The sequence below is a fragment of the Pusillimonas caeni genome, assembly GCF_003545815.1.
GTDB lineage: Bacteria > Pseudomonadota > Gammaproteobacteria > Burkholderiales > Burkholderiaceae_B > Pusillimonas > Pusillimonas caeni.
The window spans coordinates 27,345-44,436 of the sequence record NZ_PDUW01000007.1 but is presented as its reverse complement, the minus strand read 5'-3'; the positions used below and the strand labels follow the sequence as shown (position 1 = coordinate 44,436).

At 60.1% G+C, this 17,092-nt stretch carries 15 protein-coding genes; 7 read left to right on the top strand and 8 right to left on the bottom strand.

Annotated features, from left to right (window positions below):
- Positions 1-11 precede the first annotated feature (11 nt).
- From xdhA to CSC67_RS15255, 4 genes are all read right to left on the bottom strand, one after another.
- Entirely contained in the window at positions 12-1,472 is a 1,461-nt protein-coding gene (gene xdhA, locus CSC67_RS15270) for a xanthine dehydrogenase small subunit (RefSeq protein WP_118995508.1), read from the bottom strand.
- A 38-nt stretch (positions 1,473-1,510) separates the two neighbouring features.
- Positions 1,511-2,794: a TRAP transporter large permease gene (locus tag CSC67_RS15265; RefSeq protein WP_118995310.1), complete on the bottom strand. Its 1,284-nt coding sequence runs from the start codon at positions 2,792-2,794 to the stop codon at positions 1,511-1,513.
- A 21-nt stretch (positions 2,795-2,815) separates the two neighbouring features.
- On the bottom strand, positions 2,816-3,334 hold the full coding sequence (locus CSC67_RS15260; protein WP_118995309.1) for a TRAP transporter small permease: 519 nt from the start codon (positions 3,332-3,334) through the stop codon (positions 2,816-2,818).
- A 65-nt stretch (positions 3,335-3,399) separates the two neighbouring features.
- On the bottom strand, positions 3,400-4,446 hold the full coding sequence (locus CSC67_RS15255) for a TRAP transporter substrate-binding protein (protein ID WP_118995308.1): 1,047 nt from the start codon (positions 4,444-4,446) through the stop codon (positions 3,400-3,402).
- Positions 4,447-4,679: 233 nt separating this feature from the next.
- On the opposite strand from CSC67_RS15255, the gene CSC67_RS15250 reads away from it, so the two are divergent.
- The 4 genes from CSC67_RS15250 to CSC67_RS15235 are packed head-to-tail and all read left to right on the top strand — an operon-like array spanning position 4,680 to position 8,352.
- A complete protein-coding gene (locus CSC67_RS15250) occupies positions 4,680-5,846 on the top strand; it encodes a M20 family metallopeptidase (RefSeq protein ID WP_118995307.1) in 1,167 nt (388 codons plus the stop codon).
- 43 nt (positions 5,847-5,889) lie between these two features.
- On the top strand, positions 5,890-6,576 hold the full coding sequence (locus tag CSC67_RS15245; protein WP_118995306.1) for a GntR family transcriptional regulator: 687 nt from the start codon (positions 5,890-5,892) through the stop codon (positions 6,574-6,576).
- Positions 6,577-6,602: 26 nt separating this feature from the next.
- Positions 6,603-7,397: a dihydroorotate dehydrogenase electron transfer subunit gene (locus CSC67_RS15240; RefSeq protein WP_118995305.1), complete on the top strand. Its 795-nt coding sequence runs from the start codon at positions 6,603-6,605 to the stop codon at positions 7,395-7,397.
- Positions 7,390-8,352, top strand: a complete 963-nt coding sequence (locus CSC67_RS15235) for a dihydroorotate dehydrogenase (RefSeq protein ID WP_167752918.1) — start codon at positions 7,390-7,392, stop codon at positions 8,350-8,352. The genes CSC67_RS15240 and CSC67_RS15235 overlap by 8 nt, the downstream gene beginning before the upstream one ends.
- A gap of 80 nt (positions 8,353-8,432) precedes the next feature.
- On the opposite strand, the gene lon is transcribed toward CSC67_RS15235, so the two are convergent.
- From lon to CSC67_RS15215, 4 genes are all read right to left on the bottom strand, one after another.
- Complete coding sequence (gene lon, locus CSC67_RS15230) at positions 8,433-10,844, bottom strand: endopeptidase La (RefSeq protein WP_118995303.1); 2,412 nt, start codon at positions 10,842-10,844, stop codon at positions 8,433-8,435.
- 55 nt (positions 10,845-10,899) lie between these two features.
- Positions 10,900-11,301 (bottom strand): Hsp20/alpha crystallin family protein, encoded by a 402-nt coding sequence (locus CSC67_RS15225; protein WP_118995302.1) that lies wholly within the window; start codon positions 11,299-11,301, stop codon positions 10,900-10,902.
- Between the two features lie 116 nt (positions 11,302-11,417).
- Positions 11,418-13,124 (bottom strand): single-stranded-DNA-specific exonuclease RecJ, encoded by a 1,707-nt coding sequence (gene recJ, locus CSC67_RS15220; RefSeq protein WP_118995507.1) that lies wholly within the window; start codon positions 13,122-13,124, stop codon positions 11,418-11,420.
- On the bottom strand, positions 13,106-14,050 hold the full coding sequence (locus CSC67_RS15215) for a hypothetical protein (protein WP_118995301.1): 945 nt from the start codon (positions 14,048-14,050) through the stop codon (positions 13,106-13,108). Before CSC67_RS15215 ends, recJ begins: the two co-directional genes overlap by 19 nt.
- Positions 14,051-14,105: 55 nt before the next feature.
- Between CSC67_RS15215 and CSC67_RS15210 the strand changes: the two genes are divergently transcribed.
- The 3 genes from CSC67_RS15210 (at position 14,106) to CSC67_RS15200 (ending at position 17,033) form a co-directional block, all read left to right on the top strand.
- Entirely contained in the window at positions 14,106-15,377 is a 1,272-nt protein-coding gene (locus CSC67_RS15210; protein WP_118995300.1) for a lipoprotein-releasing ABC transporter permease subunit, read from the top strand.
- Complete coding sequence (locus CSC67_RS15205) at positions 15,370-16,092, top strand: ABC transporter ATP-binding protein (RefSeq protein ID WP_118995299.1); 723 nt, start codon at positions 15,370-15,372, stop codon at positions 16,090-16,092. The genes CSC67_RS15210 and CSC67_RS15205 overlap by 8 nt, the downstream gene beginning before the upstream one ends.
- 122 nt (positions 16,093-16,214) lie before the next feature.
- Positions 16,215-17,033, top strand: coding sequence for a TatD family hydrolase (locus CSC67_RS15200; protein ID WP_118995298.1), 819 nt, complete (start codon positions 16,215-16,217; stop codon positions 17,031-17,033).
- The last annotated feature ends 59 nt before the right edge of the window (positions 17,034-17,092 follow it).

The window sequence follows — 17,092 nt, the reverse complement described above, 5'->3', positions numbered from 1 at the left end:
AGATTCCTCCTTCAAGCATGTGCTGCTTGGACGCCGACCTCTGTAGAGGTTCGTGATTCAAGAAAATATTTATAGAGCAGGTTGCCCGCGATGCGATTTCGGTAGGCGGAACTGGCGCGCGCATCGCTAAGAGGTTCGTAAGTGTTTTCCAGAATTTCCCTAGCACGCAAAATTGTGTCGTCTGACCAGGCACGCCCTTCCAGGAAATCTTCGCATGCAGTGGCCCTTAGGGGAATGCCGGCCATGCCTCCGAAGCATATGCGCGCCTTTGTTACCGTGGGCTGCGCCGCCGTATTGTCTATTTCGATGTTGAACGCACCGCAGACGCTAGAGATGTCCTGCTCGATCCGCTTGCTGATCTTGTACACCTTCAAGATGGCCGATGGCGCAGGGCGCGGTATCCAGATGGACTCAATGAATTCACCAGGGTGGATGTCTTGCCGGCCATATGCGATGAAATAATCTTCTAATGCTATCTTGCGTACCTCGGCCCCGCGACGCAGCGTAAGCTCGGCATTTGCGGCGATGAGGGCAGGGGGCATATCGCCAATCGGAGAACCATTCGCGATATTGCCGCCAATGGTTCCCAGATTACGTACTTGCACAGCGCCGATGCGCCCTACAAGCTGCCCTATGCTTGGGGAAAGCTGGGCCAAGACCTGTCGGCCAGCGTCATAGGTAACGGCGGCGCCTAGTCGCACGCCTTCCGGCAGATTCTCTATCTGCTTCAATTCTGGTATGCGTCCCAGGTAGACCAGGGACTGGTATTCTTTGTGGTTCTTCGTGATACGCACGCCCAAATCGGTTCCGCCGGCCACTAGAGCAGCGTCTGGATGCTCAACGAGATAAGCGGCAAGCTCGTCCACTGAGAGGGGAATAACAAATCTATCGCGCTCTTCCCAGGTGCGCACTCCCGAATCAACAGATAGTTTTTGGAGCTTGTCCTTCAAGTCTTCGCCGCGCGCAGCCCATTCTTCGTCGACACCGCTTTTCAGAACATTCTTCGCCGCATTGAGGATGGGCGTGTATCCTGTACATCGGCAGAGGTTTCCGGCAAGCAGCTCATTGATTGCCTGGTGCGTTGGTTGCACTTCTGCTTGCAGGCCCGCGAACATCGACATTATGAACCCTGGGGTACAAAAACCGCACTGCGATCCATGTTCGGCCACCATGGCTTGTTGCGCCCGGTGTAACTTCCCATTGTGCTTGAGGCTTTCAACTGTCATCAAAGCTTTCCCGTCCAGCGTTCCGAGCAACTGAATGCAGCTGTTCACGGCGCGATAGCGCAGCGCGCCATCGCTTAGTTCGGCCACCACCGCGGTACATGCGCCGCAATCGCCTTCAGCGCAGCCTTCTTTGCTACCCGTCGCTCGTTCGCTCTCGCGGATATAACGCAGGACGGTCATATTGGGATCGAACTTGGCCAGTCGTCGGGGTTCTCCGTTGAATAAGAACTCTATGGTTTTTCTCACAATCACTCCTAAATCTTTATCAGTCGCCAATTTGTGCTTTAGTATCCGAGCGCGCGTGGAAGCCACAAGGCAACGGATGGAACATAGCTGATCAGCAGCAGTACAGCGACGTGTACACACAAGAATGCGAAAACCGGCGGGATGATTCGCTCGACGCGAGTTCCAGCTACCTCTGCACCCAGGAATAGCGTGACTCCGATGGGAGGCGTTGCCATTCCGATAACTAGATTAATGCTCATCAGAACGCCAAAAAGAACGGGGTCGATTCCTATGATTTGGACGACGGGCATCAATACAGGCACAAGTATGATAATGGCGGCGGTAGTGTCCATGACACAGCCGATGAGAAGCAGCAAGACATTGATCAGAAGCAACAGCAGGTACGGACTTTCGGTAATGCTTAGCATGGCTGCGGCCACCGCCTGAGGTATGGCCTCTGAGAGCATGACGTCCGAGAATATGCGTGCCGCCCCGATAATCAGCATGATGAAACTGGTCGTCATGCCCGTACGCAGCAGTATTTTCCAAAGATCCTTGACGTTCAGTTCGCGATAAACAAAAAACCCGATCAGCAGCGCATAAAGCACCGCAACCGCTGCGGCCTCGGTGGGCGTCATGATTCCCGAGAAAATGCCACCCAATATAACGACCGGCATGAAGAGCGCAAAACCAGATTTTTTCGCCTCGTGCAGTACCGCACCCTTTGAAAAGGGACGCACCACCCCATAGCCCCTACGCTTGGACAAAAAATAAATGACGCCCATCATGCCCGCGGCGATGAGAACACCGGGCACGACGCCCGCAAGAAAGAGCGCCCCGACCGATTGGCTTGCCGTGACCGCAAAGATGACCATGGTAATGCTCGGCGGAATAATCGGACCAAGCAACGACGCACAGATCGTAATACTGGCTGCGACCTCTTTGTTGTAGTTCTCTTTCTCCATCGCTGGAATCAATACTCGCCCCACGGCAGCGATGTTGGCAAGGGCCGACCCGGAAATAGCCGCCATGATTGCGTTGGCCACCACGTTGGTGTGTCCGAGCCCCCCTTGGATGTGCCCCACCAGCGTTTTGGCGAAGTTGACGAGCCGCAGGGAAATACCGCCGCTGTTCATGAGCTCGCCCGCCAGAATGAAGAACGGAATCGCCATCATGGGAAACGAATCCATACCATTGAACATGCTCATGGGCATGATGATTAGTGGCATGGTCGGAATAAATAACACCACTGTCAGTAGGGCTGCGGCACCCACCGCAAAGATGACAGGCACGCCGAAGGCTAGAAAACCGGCCAGCGAACCAAATAAAACTGTGGCAAGCATTACATTGCTCCGTACCTAGAGTTAGTCGGCATGAAGCTCAAGCCCGGATATCGGCGCGACCTTTTGATTGCCGGCCTGCCAATAGGACTGTATTGCTGCAGCCGTAAGGTGATAGATCATCAGCGCCGCCCCGGCCGGAATGGAGGCATACGGAACCGCCATCGACATCTGTAATGCGGGAGTAGTCATGTAAACGCTTTGCTCAAGCATCTCGATGCCCTTCCAAAGCAGCACCACCAGGAACGAGAGAATGATCAATTGAGAGATGCCAAAGACAAGGTGTCGAAGCATTCCTTCTGGAAGCTTTCGAACCAGTATGTCGATTGCTATATGCCCACCGTGTCGGAAGACCAGGCCCCCGCCCATGAACGAAAGCCAGACCATGCTATAGCGCGCTACTTCCTCTGACCATGCCAGCGCCTCATTCATGAAGTAACGCGCAAAAACGCCGGCCAATGTGGAGCCTGTCATGATTAGCAAGAGCACCACGACCACTACGCTGGTCGCTCCCACAACTGCACGGTCGAAATATCGCACCATAGTGACTCTTCCCCGATAGAAAAAATTCGACGCTGCCGTCTAATACGGCAGCGTCGAGATCAATGTCACTGCTTGCCCACGCGGGCCTCGGCGGCATCGACACCTTGCAGAAGCTTGTCGACCCATTCATCGCCAACGTCCTTGCGCACCATTTCCTCGACGGGCGGGCGTCCAAGCGCCCTGAATTCTTCGTACTGAGCGGCGGTGGGCGTGTAAATCTCTATGCCTGCCTTTTCCAGGTCTTTGAGGGCTTGTCGCTCGTTGAGCAGCACGGTCGCTCTCGCGGCAGTCGTTGCAGTCAGCGCTGCTTCGGAGAGGATTGCCTGCTGTTCTGGCGTCAGTGACTGGAAAGTACGTTCGTTGATCATCGCCGCATGGATGCTGAACAAATGGCGATCGAGCGTCAGGTGCTTTTGGTGCTCGTGCAGTTTCATCGCATACGCAAGCCCGGGTGGGTTTTCCATACCATCGACAACGCCTTGCTGCAAAGAGGTATATAGCTCGGACCAGGCTATGGGTACTGGATTTCCCCCAAGGGCCCTGACCATGGCGATATGAGCCTGGTTTTCGCCGGTACGAATCTTTAGCCCCTTCAGGTCAGCCGGAGCCTGGACAGCTTTACTGCCATTGAAGAAGCTGCGAAAGCCCGCATTCATGACACCCAGCACGCGCAAACCCGTAGCTTGACGCCATGCGTCGTTGAATTCCTTTCCGAAGTCACCGTCCAGTACCTGCCAGGCAACGGCGTCGGAACGAAATAGATAGGGAATGCCCAGAATCTGAGCCGGCTTGAAGAAACTGGGCATCAGGATTTCACTATTGATCGTCATCTGATTGATGCCCGTCTGGGCTTTCTGCAACTGCTCACGTTCGCCACCCGCAGCGTTTGCTCCGAGAATCTGAACTTTGACTTCCCCGCCTGTGCGGTCCTCTACCATTTCCTTGAATACTACCGCCCATACATGGGAACCTTGTTGCATGGTTTCCGCGGTGGTGTGACTGATTCGGAGCATTGTGGCTGCGGTAGCCGTACTCGTCGGTACAGCACTCAAAGTTGCTACTGCGGTCAATGCGGCAACGGCCGTTGTACGTATACAAGAAAACAACTCCATAACTACTCTCCTTCTGAAATGCGCTGCTGTTTCCAGGCCCTGGGTTTCAGCCTCGCATTAGTGGATATGAATATAATTGGACTCAATTTTCAATCTAGTGTGGAAAAGTACCATATGAATATCTGTGGCATATACAGGGGAAAACACTAATTAATAAGGGTTTTATTATTTTTGGTGGTGATGATAGCATTTGGGTTATCGTATAATTGCATCCAATCTATAATGGAGACATCATGAATGAAACAATCGTGATAACCGACGAAACACTAGTGGAAACCCTACAGGAGTTCGTCAGGTTCCCAAGTCAGCAAACTGATTTGCAGGAAGAAGACCCACATGTAAAAGCCTTTATTAAAGAGTGTGCTGCTCCCCGCTTGGAGGAGATGGGAGCGGCCATACGCTACGACAAAATGGGTAATCTTATTGCCGAGGTGGGGCCGAAGAACGGTCGTTCGCTCATGTTCGTAGGGTATGCCATGACTCATCCCGCATCGCGAATGCAGGACCCGTTTTCGGCCACCTTGGTGGAAACTCCACGCGGCCAAGCTATTAGAGGACGCGGTGTTGCGGAACAGAAAACCGCTTTGGCGGCAGCATTCGGAGCCTTCGAGCAAGCCATCAAGCGCGATCAACTCGGAGGGAGGCTGATGCTTGTTTTAACGACCGCCGGCGAAACGGGCAGGCACGACGCGATCGAAAGCGTAATGGCCGAGCTGTCCGAGCCTCCTGAATGCGCAGTAATCCTTGTCGGCACTAACAGCAAGATCGCTATTGGCAACAAAGGAAGAATCGACTTTGAAGTAATCGTTGGCGGCAAGACTTCGCATAGCTCCGCTCCGTGGAACGGAATCAATGCAATCACGGGAGCCCAACGCCTGATCAGTGAGCTCGAATCCCTTGATTTAGGTGTGCCCGATCATCCAGCATTCGGGCCTGCAACGCTTACGCCCACAGCAATCGACAGCAGCCCGAAGGCTACACATACGGTGCCAGATACGGTAAACATCGTTTTTGACCGGCGGCTTTTACCCGGTGAAGAGCCATTACAAGCGCTTGCTTCAATAAAGAATGCCATCACGTTGCCGGAACCATGGAGTGTTCAATTCGAGCTTGGGCCTATCATGTATCCCAACGAGTTGCCATTAGAAAGCGATTTTTTTCACAAACTGACTAAAGCGTTTAAGTTGGGAACAGGCTCTGCACCCCAAACATTCCATTGCAATTTTGCCCTGGATGCCGGATATTTTTGTCGCCGGGGCATTCCTGCGGTGATGCTGGGGCCAGGCGAGGTCGATCAGTTTCACTCCAACGAAGAGCACGTTTTAGTTTCAGACTTGGTAGACATGTCGAAGATCTACTACTCCTTAATCGAGCAGTGTCTTCCGGCAGAGGCAACGTAACTTTTACTGCGTACTTAAGTACGGGCACGCAACGGACGAACTCATGCACCTGCTATCTCCTTCCTTATCCCCAAGCGCCATCGACAAGTCTTTGCCGCCGGTAGAACAGGCATACCAATATGTTATCAATGGCATTCTGACGGGTGAGCTCAAAGCAGGTACGAGAATTCCTACCGAAGCCGTCGCCGAGGCGCTAGGTATTAGCAGGACTCCCGTACGTGATGCCTTGCGGAGCCTCGAAGGGGACGGAGCAGTAATGATCTACGCTAACCGCGGCGCGGTGGTGGCTAAATATTCGCGGGCCGAGGTCTCCCAACTTATCGAAATACGGGCCGCCTTGGAAGGGCTGGCTGCCCGCTTCGCGTTGCCCAATATCGGCCTCTCCGAACTGGAAGAGCTGACCCATCTTAAGTCGCGCATGGAGCGCGAGAGCAGCTCACTTTCAAAATGGATGGCTGCGCACGACGCATTTCACAACTACCTGACCTCGTTAAGCGGCCGCCCGCTACTTGTGCGTCAGACAGTGAAAATGAGATTCATGTTGCTGCCCTATTACCGCGAGTACTACAGCCAAAGCCTCGAGATGGAGATATTTGGTCTTGAACACGAAAAGCTTATTCGGGCCGTAGAACTCAACGACCCGACCCACTTAGAGCAGATAGTGCGGCGTCACGCCATCATCAACGTCGAAAAAGTCGCTGATCTCGCCGACCTGCCACCAAACACCTGACTCATACAACTATCCCTGGAGGAGATATGGAGCAAATTCTAGCGCCGGTCGTTTTCAATCGGCATCTGACCGGCGATTATTGGCTAATTGAAATCGAAGCTCCGGATATGGCCGCAGCCCTCAAACCTGGCCAATTCGTCAACATCCGTATCGAGAACAGCCTGGCTCCGTACTTGCGCAGACCATTTAGCGTCTATCGAATCAGTCAGGATCGACGTAGGATCCAAGTGGCATACAAGATCGTCGGCGAAGGTACGCGGCTGATGCGCGACACGATGCCGTCAGGAGGGCGGTGCGACGTCATTGGACCACTCGGTAAAGGGTTCAGCCTGCCTCCCGGTGCGAAGCGCATCGCAGTCATCGGCCGAGGCATCGGCATTGCCGCTCTGCCCACATTGGTTGATGCAGCCGCTGAACAGGGTATCGAAGTTCACGCTTATTTAAGTGCGCGCACGCGGGACAACCTGGTCGCCGAAGACATCTTTTCACAATACGGCTTTCCCGTCTATGCACACACCGATCAGGATTCGCCGGGGACTTTAGTGACGGATCCGCTGAAAGAGCTCAGCCAGACGCGGAAGATCGACGCGTTCTACGTTTGTGGCTCGAACCGGCTTGCGCGCGTCGTGCATGAACTAGCTGAGACACAAGGCGCACCCGCAGAGATAGCAATGGAACAGCATATGGCTTGCGGCTTCGGCGACTGCCATGGTTGCGTCATCAATGTAAAGCTAGGCCGAGATGAACCGGAAGAAACGGCCTGGAAAGAGGTCTGTCACTATGGACCTGTATTCAACACCTGGGAGGTTCTTCATGCTTGATACCGAAACGTCCATCCAAGAAGATACGCAAACCCTCGCGCGCGCACCGAGAATGTCGGTGGAAATTGCCGGCATTAGAATGAAAAACCCATTGACGGTCGGTTCGGGCACCTATGGGCATCATGGTAACTTCAACCAATTCTTCCCTGTAGAGACCATGGGGGCCTTGGTTCCGAAAACGATTCGCAACTATCGGTGGCCGGGCAACCCCGAGCCCCGTATCCACGAAGTCGCCGCCGGGCTGCACAGCTCTGTGGGAATTCCCAGTAACGACTGGGAAACCTTCATCCTGAGAGATGCCCCCATCTTGGAGTCATTCAATCTGCCGATTATCCAAAGTATCATCGGGCGCACAGAAGACGAATACGTCGAACTCGTTGAAAAATGTTCCGAGTTGGGCATCTTTGCGGGAATCGAACTGAACCTCTCTTGCCCAAACCTAAAACAAGGCGGCTTGGATTTCGGGTACGATCCAGTGGCCGCCGAGCGACTTGTAAAAAGAGCGCGACAAGTCACGAAGCTTCCGATCGTGGCCAAGCTGGCACCGGACTATTCGTCGCTGGTTGCTGTGGCGAAGGCCGTCGAAGCGGCCGGTGCGAACGCCATCGCTTTGGTCAATGCGCCACGAGCGATGTGTATCGATTATCAAACCCGCCGTCCCATTATCGGAAACAAGATTGGCGCGCTCTCGGGTACTGCGATCAAGCCGATGGCAGTTTATATGGTGTGGCAACTCTATCGTGCCGTTGATATTCCCCTTTTTGGAATGGGCGGGGTAACCGATTATCGCGATGTCATTGAATTTATGGCGGCCGGCGCCCGCTCAGTCGCGTTCGGCACGATTAACTATGTTGATCCAATGGCGCTTCCCCGCGCCTTGCAAGATCTGCAGCAGTATCTCATCAAGGAAGGAATCGAAGACATCAACGAATTGGTTGGCTCCGCTCATAACTAAATGAGGGACGATCTAGTTTAGTCTCGTTCCCCCGGGGTCTCATCACCTCAATTTAAGGAGCTTGGCAAAACTCAACTCGATCAGTCAGCCAGCGTTGCACCTTCCTCCAGCACCACATTGATCGCCTGCTCGACATTCTCCAAGAACACGAACTGCAGCTGCTCACGAGCTTCTTGCGGAATGTCCTCCAGGTCCTTCTCGTTGCGCGCCGGCAGCAATACCGTGCGGATGCCCGCCTGCAGCGCCGCCAGGACCTTCTCCTTGATGCCGCCGACGGGAAGCACCAGCCCGCGCAGGCTGATCTCGCCCGTCATCGCGTGGTCGTAGCGCACCGGACGCTCCGTCATCAGCGAAGCCAGCGCCACGAACATCGCCACGCCCGCGCTCGGCCCGTCCTTCGGGATCGCCCCGGCGGGCACGTGCACGTGGATGTCGTGCTTCTCGAAACGCTCCACCGCGATGCCCAGACGTTCCGCCTTGCCCTTGAGCAGCGTAAGCGCCGCCTGCGCGCTCTCCTTCATGACGTCGCCCAGCTGGCCCGTGAGGATCAGCCGCCCGCCGCCCGGCGAGCGGCTTGCCTCGATGAAAAGAATGTCGCCGCCCACGGGCGTCCAGGCCAGGCCCGTGGCCACTCCCGCCAGGCTGGTGCGCATGGCCAGTTCGCTTTCGTACTTGCGCGGGCCGAGGATGGCGTGCAGATCGGCCTCGTCCACCTTGACATGCTGCGCCGTCCCTTCGGCCACCTGCATGGCTACATGGCGAAACACGCTGCCGATCTCCCGCTCGAGATTGCGCACGCCGGCTTCACGCGTATAGGAATGGATGATGGTGCGTAACGCTGCATCGGTCAGCTCGCACTGCTCGCTGCTAAGCCCATTGGCTTCGAGCTGGCGCTTGACCAGGTAGCGCTGCGCGATCTGCATCTTTTCGGCTTCGGTATAGCCCAGCAGCTGAATGATCTCCATGCGGTCGCGCAGCGGCCCCGGAATGGTGTCCAGCACATTGGCGGTGGTAATGAACAGCACCTTGGACAGATCGAAAGGAACGGCCAGGTAGTTGTCGCGGAACGCCGTGTTCTGCTCAGGATCGAGCACTTCCAGCAGCGCGGCGGCCGGATCGCCATGCACGCTGCCGCCGCCCAGCTTGTCCACCTCGTCCAGCATCATGACGCAATTGCGGGCGCCCGCCTTGTGCACCGCCTGGATGATGTTGCCGGGCAACGCGCCGATGTAGGTGCGGCGATGGCCGCGGATCTCGGCCTCGTCGTGCACCCCGCCCAAGCCCAGGCGCACGAACTTGCGTCCCGTGGCCCGCGCGATGCTCTGGCCGAGCGAAGTCTTGCCCACGCCCGGCGGGCCGACGAAGCACAGGATGGGGCTGCGGCCGTTGGGATTGAGCTTGCGTACGGCAAGGTACTCGAGAATGCGCCGCTTGATCTTCTCGAGCCCGTAGTGGTCGGCCTCGAGGATTTCGCGCGCTTGCGCGATGTCGATGCGTTCTTCCGTCACGACGTCCCAGGGCAGCTCGGTGAGCCAGTCGAGATAGGTGCGCAGCGAAGAATATTCAGCCGAGGCGTCGGGCATGTTCTGCAGCCGGCGCAATTCCTTGCGCGCCGACTGCTCCACGTCTTCGGGCATATTGGCCTTGGCGATATTGGCTTCGATCTCGGCGACCTCCGCCGCGTTGCCTTCCGTTTCGCCCAGCTCGTTCTGGATGGTCTTGAGCTGCTCGCGCAGCAGCACCTCGCGCTGCCTGTCTTCGAAGCGTTCCTTGGTCTGCTTGTCGATGTCGCGGCTGATGCGCAGCACCTCGGTGAAGTGAACCAGAAAACCCAGCACTTTATCCAGTCGCGGCAGCAGGTCGAAGGTCTCGAGTATGTCCTGTTTTTCGGAAGGCTTCAGGTCCATGAGCCCTGAGACGAAGTCGGCCAGCACCGCCGGCGAGGTGATGGCGGCCGCCGTGTTGGCAAGCTCCGCCGGCGCCTGGGGCAGCATCTGCAGTATTTCGGAGGTGCGCGCCTTGAGCTGCAGCATGCGCGCCTCGATCTCGGGCGAACTGAGCTCGGGTTCTTCGAAATTCTGGACCCGCGCGACCAGATAGGGATGGTCGGGCAGGTATTCCTTGACGACGAATCGCTGCTCTCCCTGGCAGATCAGATGGTGATTGCCGTCGGGCGTGGTGACATAGCGCAGGATGCTGGCTAGCGTGCCCACGCGATGCAGGTCCACGCCCAGGGGTTCTTCGGTCTCGGCATTGCGTTGCAGCACGATGCCCACCTGCCGGCCGGCGCGGGCCGCATCCTGGGCGGCCTTGATCGAGCTTTCGCGGCCGATGCCGATCGGCGCCACCATCTGCGGAAACATCACCAGGTTGCGTACCGGAATGATGATCAGCGCGTCGTCGGGGATGTCCAGCGCGGGCCGGGCATCGGCGCTCGGCTGCTGTTCTTGCGTTTTATCGACGGCGGGCTGGTCGGATGTCTTGGTGTCCATGGCTGTCCCTCTTGGTGTGACGGTTAGGGCCTGTTAACACGGGAGAAAGCGGGCCCTACAGCTTGCGCAGGCTAAGGACCAGGCAGCCGTTGGCCAGGGAGGATTCCTGTATTTCGAACTGGCCGGGAGGCAGCTCGATGCGGCGCTCGAAGCGGCCGTAGGGGATTTCGATGCGGCGTATGTGCGCCGAGGCGGGGGCGGGCATGGGGCGCTCGCCCACCACCAGCAGGACGCCGCCGTCGATGAGCACCTTGAGGCGGTCGGAGGCCACGCCCGGCAAAGCCACCAGGACGGACAGATGGGAGGGGGTCTCGAATACGTCGGCGGGCGGCTCCCAGGTGGGACCGCGCGCCGCGCCGCGGCCGAGCTGAAAGAACTGGCGGTGCAGCCGGTCGGCCTGCTCCAGCATGTTCATTGCCTGCGTCCATGTTACGCCGGGCGATTTACGGTAGTTCATCGTTCGTGTCCCCGAGATCGGCTCATCAGCAACTATAGAAGCAAATCCCGGGCCGCTGCAAACGAGGCCGGCGGCCGTCGGCGCGTCGAAACCCGGGCCGCTGGCTTCAACAGGCCCTAAGCGGGGCAGGCGTACTCGATGATCAGTTGCGCCGACACCATGCCGTTCCAGCTGTTCTGCTCCAGCCTATAGGCCACGTCGATCTGTTCAGGCAGCAGGTCGGCATGATTGAACCAGATGGCGTCGAAGCGCTGATGACCCCGCTCGAGGCTGAGCTTCAGATGCTTGTCCTTCAGCAGGCGCTGGTGATGGACGCGGAACACGTCGCGGAACACCGGCGGCGGAAAACCCGCGCCCCACACCTGTTCGGCCAGCATGCCTGCCACCTGCGCGTTGGCATAACCGGTCTCGAGCGAGCCGTCGGTCTCGATGACGGGTTCGAAGCTGTCGCGTCCGGCAAGCTGGCGGACCGCCTCGTCGAAGCCCTGAAGAAAGTGTTCATAGGCCTCTTCGCGCAGAGTGAGTCCGGCCGCCATGGCGTGGCCGCCGAACTTCAGGATGGCGCCGGGATGCTGCTTGGAGACGAGGTCCAGCACGTCGCGCAGGTGCACGTCGGGTATCGACCGTCCAGAGCCGCGCAGCTCGCCCGGCCCCGAGCGCGCGAAGGCCAGGGTGGGCCGCCAGTAGGTTTCCTTGAGGCGCGAGGCGACCAGGCCCACCACGCCCTGATGCCAGTCCGGATGGTAGACGCAGACGCTGGCGCCGATGGTGGGCTGGCCCTGCTGCACCGCCAGCAGCGCCTCTTCCCGCATGGTGCCTTCTATGCTGCGCCGCTGCTGGTTCATTTCGTCCAGTTCGCGCGCCAGTTGCAGGGCATGGCTTTCATCGTCCGTAATCAGGCAATTGATGCCCAGGCTCATGTCGGCGAGGCGGCCGGCGGCATTGATGCGCGGGCCCAGGGCAAAACCCAGGTCGAAGGTGGTGGCCTGGCGCGGTTCGCGGCCGGCCACGGCGAACAGCGCCCGCAAGCCGGCCTGCATGCGGCCGCTGCGTATCTTCTGCAGGCCCTGGGTGACCAGCAGGCGGTTGTTGCTGTCGAGCTTGACCACGTCGGCGACCGTTCCCAGCGCCACGAGATCGGCGAGCAGGTCGAGCCTCGGGCCGCCGTCGGCGGCATAGACGCCGCGGCGGCGAAGCTCGGCGCGCAGGGCGAGCATGAGGTAGAAGATGACGCCGACCCCGGCCAGGTTCTTGGACGGAAAGCCGCAATGGGGCTGATTCGGATTGACGATGGCCATGGCGTCCGGCAGGACGGGGCCCGGCAGGTGGTGGTCGGTGATCAGCACCTGCATGCCGGCGCGATGCGCCGCGGCCACGCCGTCGACGCTGGCGATGCCGTTGTCGACGGTGATGAGCATGTCGGGCTTGCCGGCGGCGTGGCGCACGGCCAGCTCCACCACTTCGGGCGACAGGCCATAGCCCGTTTCGAAACGATTCGGCACCAGGAAGTCGACCTGCGCACCCATGGAGCGCAAGGCCCGCACGCCCACGGCGCAGGCGGTGGCGCCGTCGCAATCGTAGTCGGCGATGATCAGCAGGCGCTGCCCGGACCGGATGGCGTCGGCCAGCATGCCGGCCGCCGTGTCCACATGGGTAAGGTGGGCGGGCGGAATCAGCGCGGCCCATTTCAACAGCGTCTCGCCGGGCGCGCGCACCCCGCGCGCCGCCCAGAGCCGGCACAACAGGGGATGTATGCCCGCCGCCTCCAGCGCCTTGGCGGCGTCGTGGTCGGCGGGGCGGGTGCTTAGTTTCGGTACAACCACCATTTGCTCCATGTATTGCGGCCGCTGGGTAGCCATTGCATCCAGCGGGCCAGTATGCGGGGTTCCAGCGTGGCAAGCTCGCTGCGGCCCGCAAGCACCAGCACCGGCTGGACGTCCTGTTGCTGCAGCGGCAGGAAGACCTGCGCCTCGAGTTCGGCGAGCGCGGCCAGCCAGCCGCCCCAGTCCTGCGCCATGAAGGGCGCCTGCAGCGCCTCGTAGCAGCGCGCTTCGCCGGGCGAGGCGGGGGTTTGCAGCTGCTCCGGCCGGGCGCCGCCGAACAGCCATAGGCCGTTTATGGGGGGCAGGCCCTGGTTCGCGCGCGCGGCGTTGGCCGGATGACCGTACCACAGCATCTGGATTTCATTGAAGAGGCGTCTCCAGGGACGCGCCGCTTCTTGCTGCGGCCACCAGTCGTTGACCGATGTGGCGGCGACCAGGGCGGGGCTTGCGCCATTGAAGGCGCAGGAGGCCGGCACCCCGATGCGCCAGCGCTCGTCGCTGTCGTGATGCAGTTGGAAACCTGTTCCCTCGAACAGCGTCTGTGCCGATTCGAACAAGGCTACACTCTGGTCTGGCGTGATATGCAGCGCGTGCGAGGCCAGCATGGCCGTGCTGCTTTGCGTGGGCGCCATGTGTACCAGCTCGGCCAGCCATATCGGCTGATCCGGGGCGAGGCCGCCGCCCGAGGCCCATAAGGGGCCCAGGCCTGCGCTAAGATTCTGTTGCGGATCGGGTTTGAATCCCGCGCGCTCGAGCTGCCATTGTTCATAGGCGGTGCAGCCCGACGCCGCCGGCTCGATCGTTCGCAGCCTGGCCCGCCCGCGCGCCAGCCAGCCCGTGAAAGTGGGCGCGGCCTCGTGCAGATGGGGAAGCAGGGCACGCGCCGCTTCGGGATCGGGCAGCGCGCCGGGAAGTACGATGTGCATGCGTGAATTGTAGTGTCTATACGAAACGACGAGAAAAAAATGGTGGCTTGCAAAAATGTCTTATGAATTGTGGATAGGGTCGCGCTATGCGGGCGTGTCCCGCGGCGCCCGCCGGGGCGGACGCCGGGATCGTTTCGTTTCCTTCATCGCCGGCACCTCGATGGCCGGCATCGCGCTGGGGGTCGCCGCCCTGATCGTCGTCCTGTCGGTCATGAACGGTTTCCAGACCCAGGTAAGGGACCGCATGCTGTCGGTCCTGCCCCATATCGAGGTCTTTGTTCCGGGCGCCGACCCCAATCAGGTGCTGGAGCACTGGGAAGACCTGGCCGCCGACGCGCGGCAGCACCCCTCTGTGAAAGGCGCGGCGCCCTTCGTATCGGCCCAGGCCATGCTGGTAAGAGGGCAGTCGCTCAGCGGGGTCCAGCTCAAGGGCATCGACCCGGCGCGCGAGGCGGCCGTGTCCGACATCGCCGAGCAGATGACGGACGCCGACCTGGACGTGCTGGCGCCGGGCTCTTACGCCATCGTCCTGGGCAGCTATCTGGCCGATTCGCTGGGTGTGCGCCCGGGCGATACGCTGCTGGTGCTGGCGCCGCAGGGCTCGGTGTCGCCTGCCGGGTTCACCCCCCGCATGCGGCAATTCACGGTCAAGGGCATATTTTCATCGGGCTATTACGAATACGATGCGTCGATGGCCTTCATCAACGAGCAGGACGCCGCCCGCGTGTTCCGCGACAACGGCACCAGCGGCGTGCGCCTGCGCATCGCCGACATGCAGCGCGCGCCGCAGGTGGCGCAAGCGCTGCGCGAGCTGGTGCCCCCGTATGCGCGGGTGCGCGACTGGACGGAGAACAACCGCACCTGGTTCGCGGCCGTGCAGACTGAAAAACGCATGATGTTCCTGATCCTGGCGCTGATCGTGGCCGTGGCGGCCTTCAATCTGCTTTCGTCGCTGGTCATGGCGGTGAAGGACAAGCAGTCCGATATCGCCATACTGCGCACCCTGGGTGCGACCCCGCGCGAGATCGGACGCATCTTTCTGGTGCAGGGCGCCCTCATCGGCGTGATCGGCACCTTTGCCGGGGTGCTCCTGGGCATGCTGATCGCCTTCAATATCGACGTGATCGTGCCATTCATCGAACGCCTGCTGGGCATCCAGTTCCTGCCCCAGCAAATCTATTTCATCAGCGAACTGCCATCGAACCCCGAGGTAAGCGACATCGTGATCGTCACCGTCACATCCCTGATCTTGTCCCTGCTGGCCACCATCTATCCAAGCTGGCGCGCCTCGCGGCTGCAACCGGCCCAGGTGCTGCGCCATGACTGATGCAAGCGTTTCCAGCGCCGACCACGTCCTGGTCGCGCGCAACCTGGTCAAGTACTACGACGAAGGCGGAGAGCGGATCGAGGTGCTGCGGGACGTCAGCCTGCACGTGGCGCGCGGCGAAATGGTCGCGGTGGTCGGCGCCTCGGGATCGGGCAAGAGCACCATGCTGCACCTTCTGGGGCTGCTCGACCAGCCCAGCTCGGGTTCGGTCTGGGTGGATGGTGAGTCCTCCCACGGGCTGTCCGAGGCGCGCCGCAGCCAGTTGCGCAACCGCAGCCTGGGTTTCGTCTATCAGTTCCATCATCTGCTGTCGGAATTTCCTGCCCTGGACAACGTGGCCATGCCGCTGATCGTGCGCCGCGAACGCCGCGACGCCGCGCGCGAACAGGCCGCCGCCATGCTGGAGCAGGTCGGGCTGGCGCACCGCATGGGACATTATCCGGGCCAGCTTTCCGGCGGGGAAAGACAGCGCGTCGCCCTGGCGCGCGCACTGGTCACCCGGCCCGCCTGCGTGCTGGCCGACGAGCCCACGGGCAATCTGGACCGGCACACCGCCCAGGCCATGTTCGAACTGCTGGTGCGATTGAATCAGGAATCGGGCACGGCGTTTGCCATCGTCACGCATGACCCGGCGCTGGCCGCGCTGGCCGACCGCCAGCTGTTCATGGACGACGGGTCCCTCGTCGACACGGAGGCCGAGGCGCCGCAAAGCTGATCATCGACACGCTGCGAAGCCGGATCGATCGATGGCTCGTAAAACCGGCCGGCCTTTCCGCTGCTTGACGATGGAATCGGATCGACCGTTTTCTTCCGTTCACTGCAGCGAGGGACACAAGCATGCTGATCGACACGCACTGCCATCTGGACGCCGCCGAGTTCGAGCATGACCGCGAGCAGGTCATCGCCCGCGCGCAGGACGCCGGGGTGGACGCCATCATCGTCCCCGCGATAGACCGCCACAACTTCTCGGTAGTGCGCCAGCTTGCCCACGCCGTTCCCGGCGGCGCCTACGCATTGGGCATTCATCCCATATGCGTGCCGCGCGCTTCGGACGGCGATCTGGAGATGCTGGAGCGCGAGGTCGAAGCGTCTCTGGGTGATCCCCGTTTCGTGGGCATAGGCGAGATCGGATTGGACTTTTTCATTCCCGAACTCAAGACCGAAGCGATGCGGGAGAGGCAGGAGCGGTTCTATGCCGCCCAGCTCGACCTGGCCGTGCGCTACGGCCTGCCGGTGATACTTCACGTGCGCCGCTCCCAGGACATCTTGCTGAAGCATCTGCGCCGCAGGCCCCGCATCGGCGGCATCGGCCACGCCTTCAACGGCAGCTTTCAGCAGGCGGAGCAGTTCATCGAGCAGGGGTTCGTGCTGGGCCTGGGCGGCGCCATGACCTTCGAACGCGCGTTGCAGATCCGGCGCCTGGCCAGGCGCCTGCCGCTGGAATCGCTGGTGTTGGAAACCGATGCGCCCGACATCCCGCCCGCCTGGCTGGAAAGCGGCAAACGCAACGAGCCCGCTTGTGTCGTGGGTGTGGCCGCCGTGCTGGCCGAGTTGCGGGACACGACGGTGCCGCAGATCAAGGCCGCGACGGGAGCCAACGCCCTGCGGGCCTTGCCCCGTCTGGAACGCTGCCTGGCCGGCGCCTCAATCGGCTGAGCCTGCCCAGGGGGCTTCTGCCGGCTGTCTTTCGAACAGAGGGCTGGGTCGCTCCAACG

Coding starts and splice junctions, on each gene's coding strand:
- lon (WP_118995303.1), bottom strand. CDS start 10,844: ATGGACACCAAGACATCCGACCAGCCCGCCGTCGATAAAACGCAAGAA.
- CSC67_RS15240 (WP_118995305.1), top strand. CDS start 6,603: ATGGAGCAAATTCTAGCGCCGGTCGTTTTCAATCGGCATCTGACCGGC.
- CSC67_RS15215 (WP_118995301.1), bottom strand. CDS start 14,050: ATGCACATCGTACTTCCCGGCGCGCTGCCCGATCCCGAAGCGGCGCGT.
- CSC67_RS15210 (WP_118995300.1), top strand. CDS start 14,106: ATGTCTTATGAATTGTGGATAGGGTCGCGCTATGCGGGCGTGTCCCGC.
- CSC67_RS15255 (WP_118995308.1), bottom strand. CDS start 4,446: ATGGAGTTGTTTTCTTGTATACGTACAACGGCCGTTGCCGCATTGACC.
- CSC67_RS15250 (WP_118995307.1), top strand. CDS start 4,680: ATGAATGAAACAATCGTGATAACCGACGAAACACTAGTGGAAACCCTA.
- CSC67_RS15245 (WP_118995306.1), top strand. CDS start 5,890: ATGCACCTGCTATCTCCTTCCTTATCCCCAAGCGCCATCGACAAGTCT.
- CSC67_RS15205 (WP_118995299.1), top strand. CDS start 15,370: ATGACTGATGCAAGCGTTTCCAGCGCCGACCACGTCCTGGTCGCGCGC.
- CSC67_RS15265 (WP_118995310.1), bottom strand. CDS start 2,794: ATGCTTGCCACAGTTTTATTTGGTTCGCTGGCCGGTTTTCTAGCCTTC.
- CSC67_RS15260 (WP_118995309.1), bottom strand. CDS start 3,334: ATGGTGCGATATTTCGACCGTGCAGTTGTGGGAGCGACCAGCGTAGTG.
- CSC67_RS15235 (WP_167752918.1), top strand. CDS start 7,390: ATGCTTGATACCGAAACGTCCATCCAAGAAGATACGCAAACCCTCGCG.
- CSC67_RS15225 (WP_118995302.1), bottom strand. CDS start 11,301: ATGAACTACCGTAAATCGCCCGGCGTAACATGGACGCAGGCAATGAAC.
- CSC67_RS15200 (WP_118995298.1), top strand. CDS start 16,215: ATGCTGATCGACACGCACTGCCATCTGGACGCCGCCGAGTTCGAGCAT.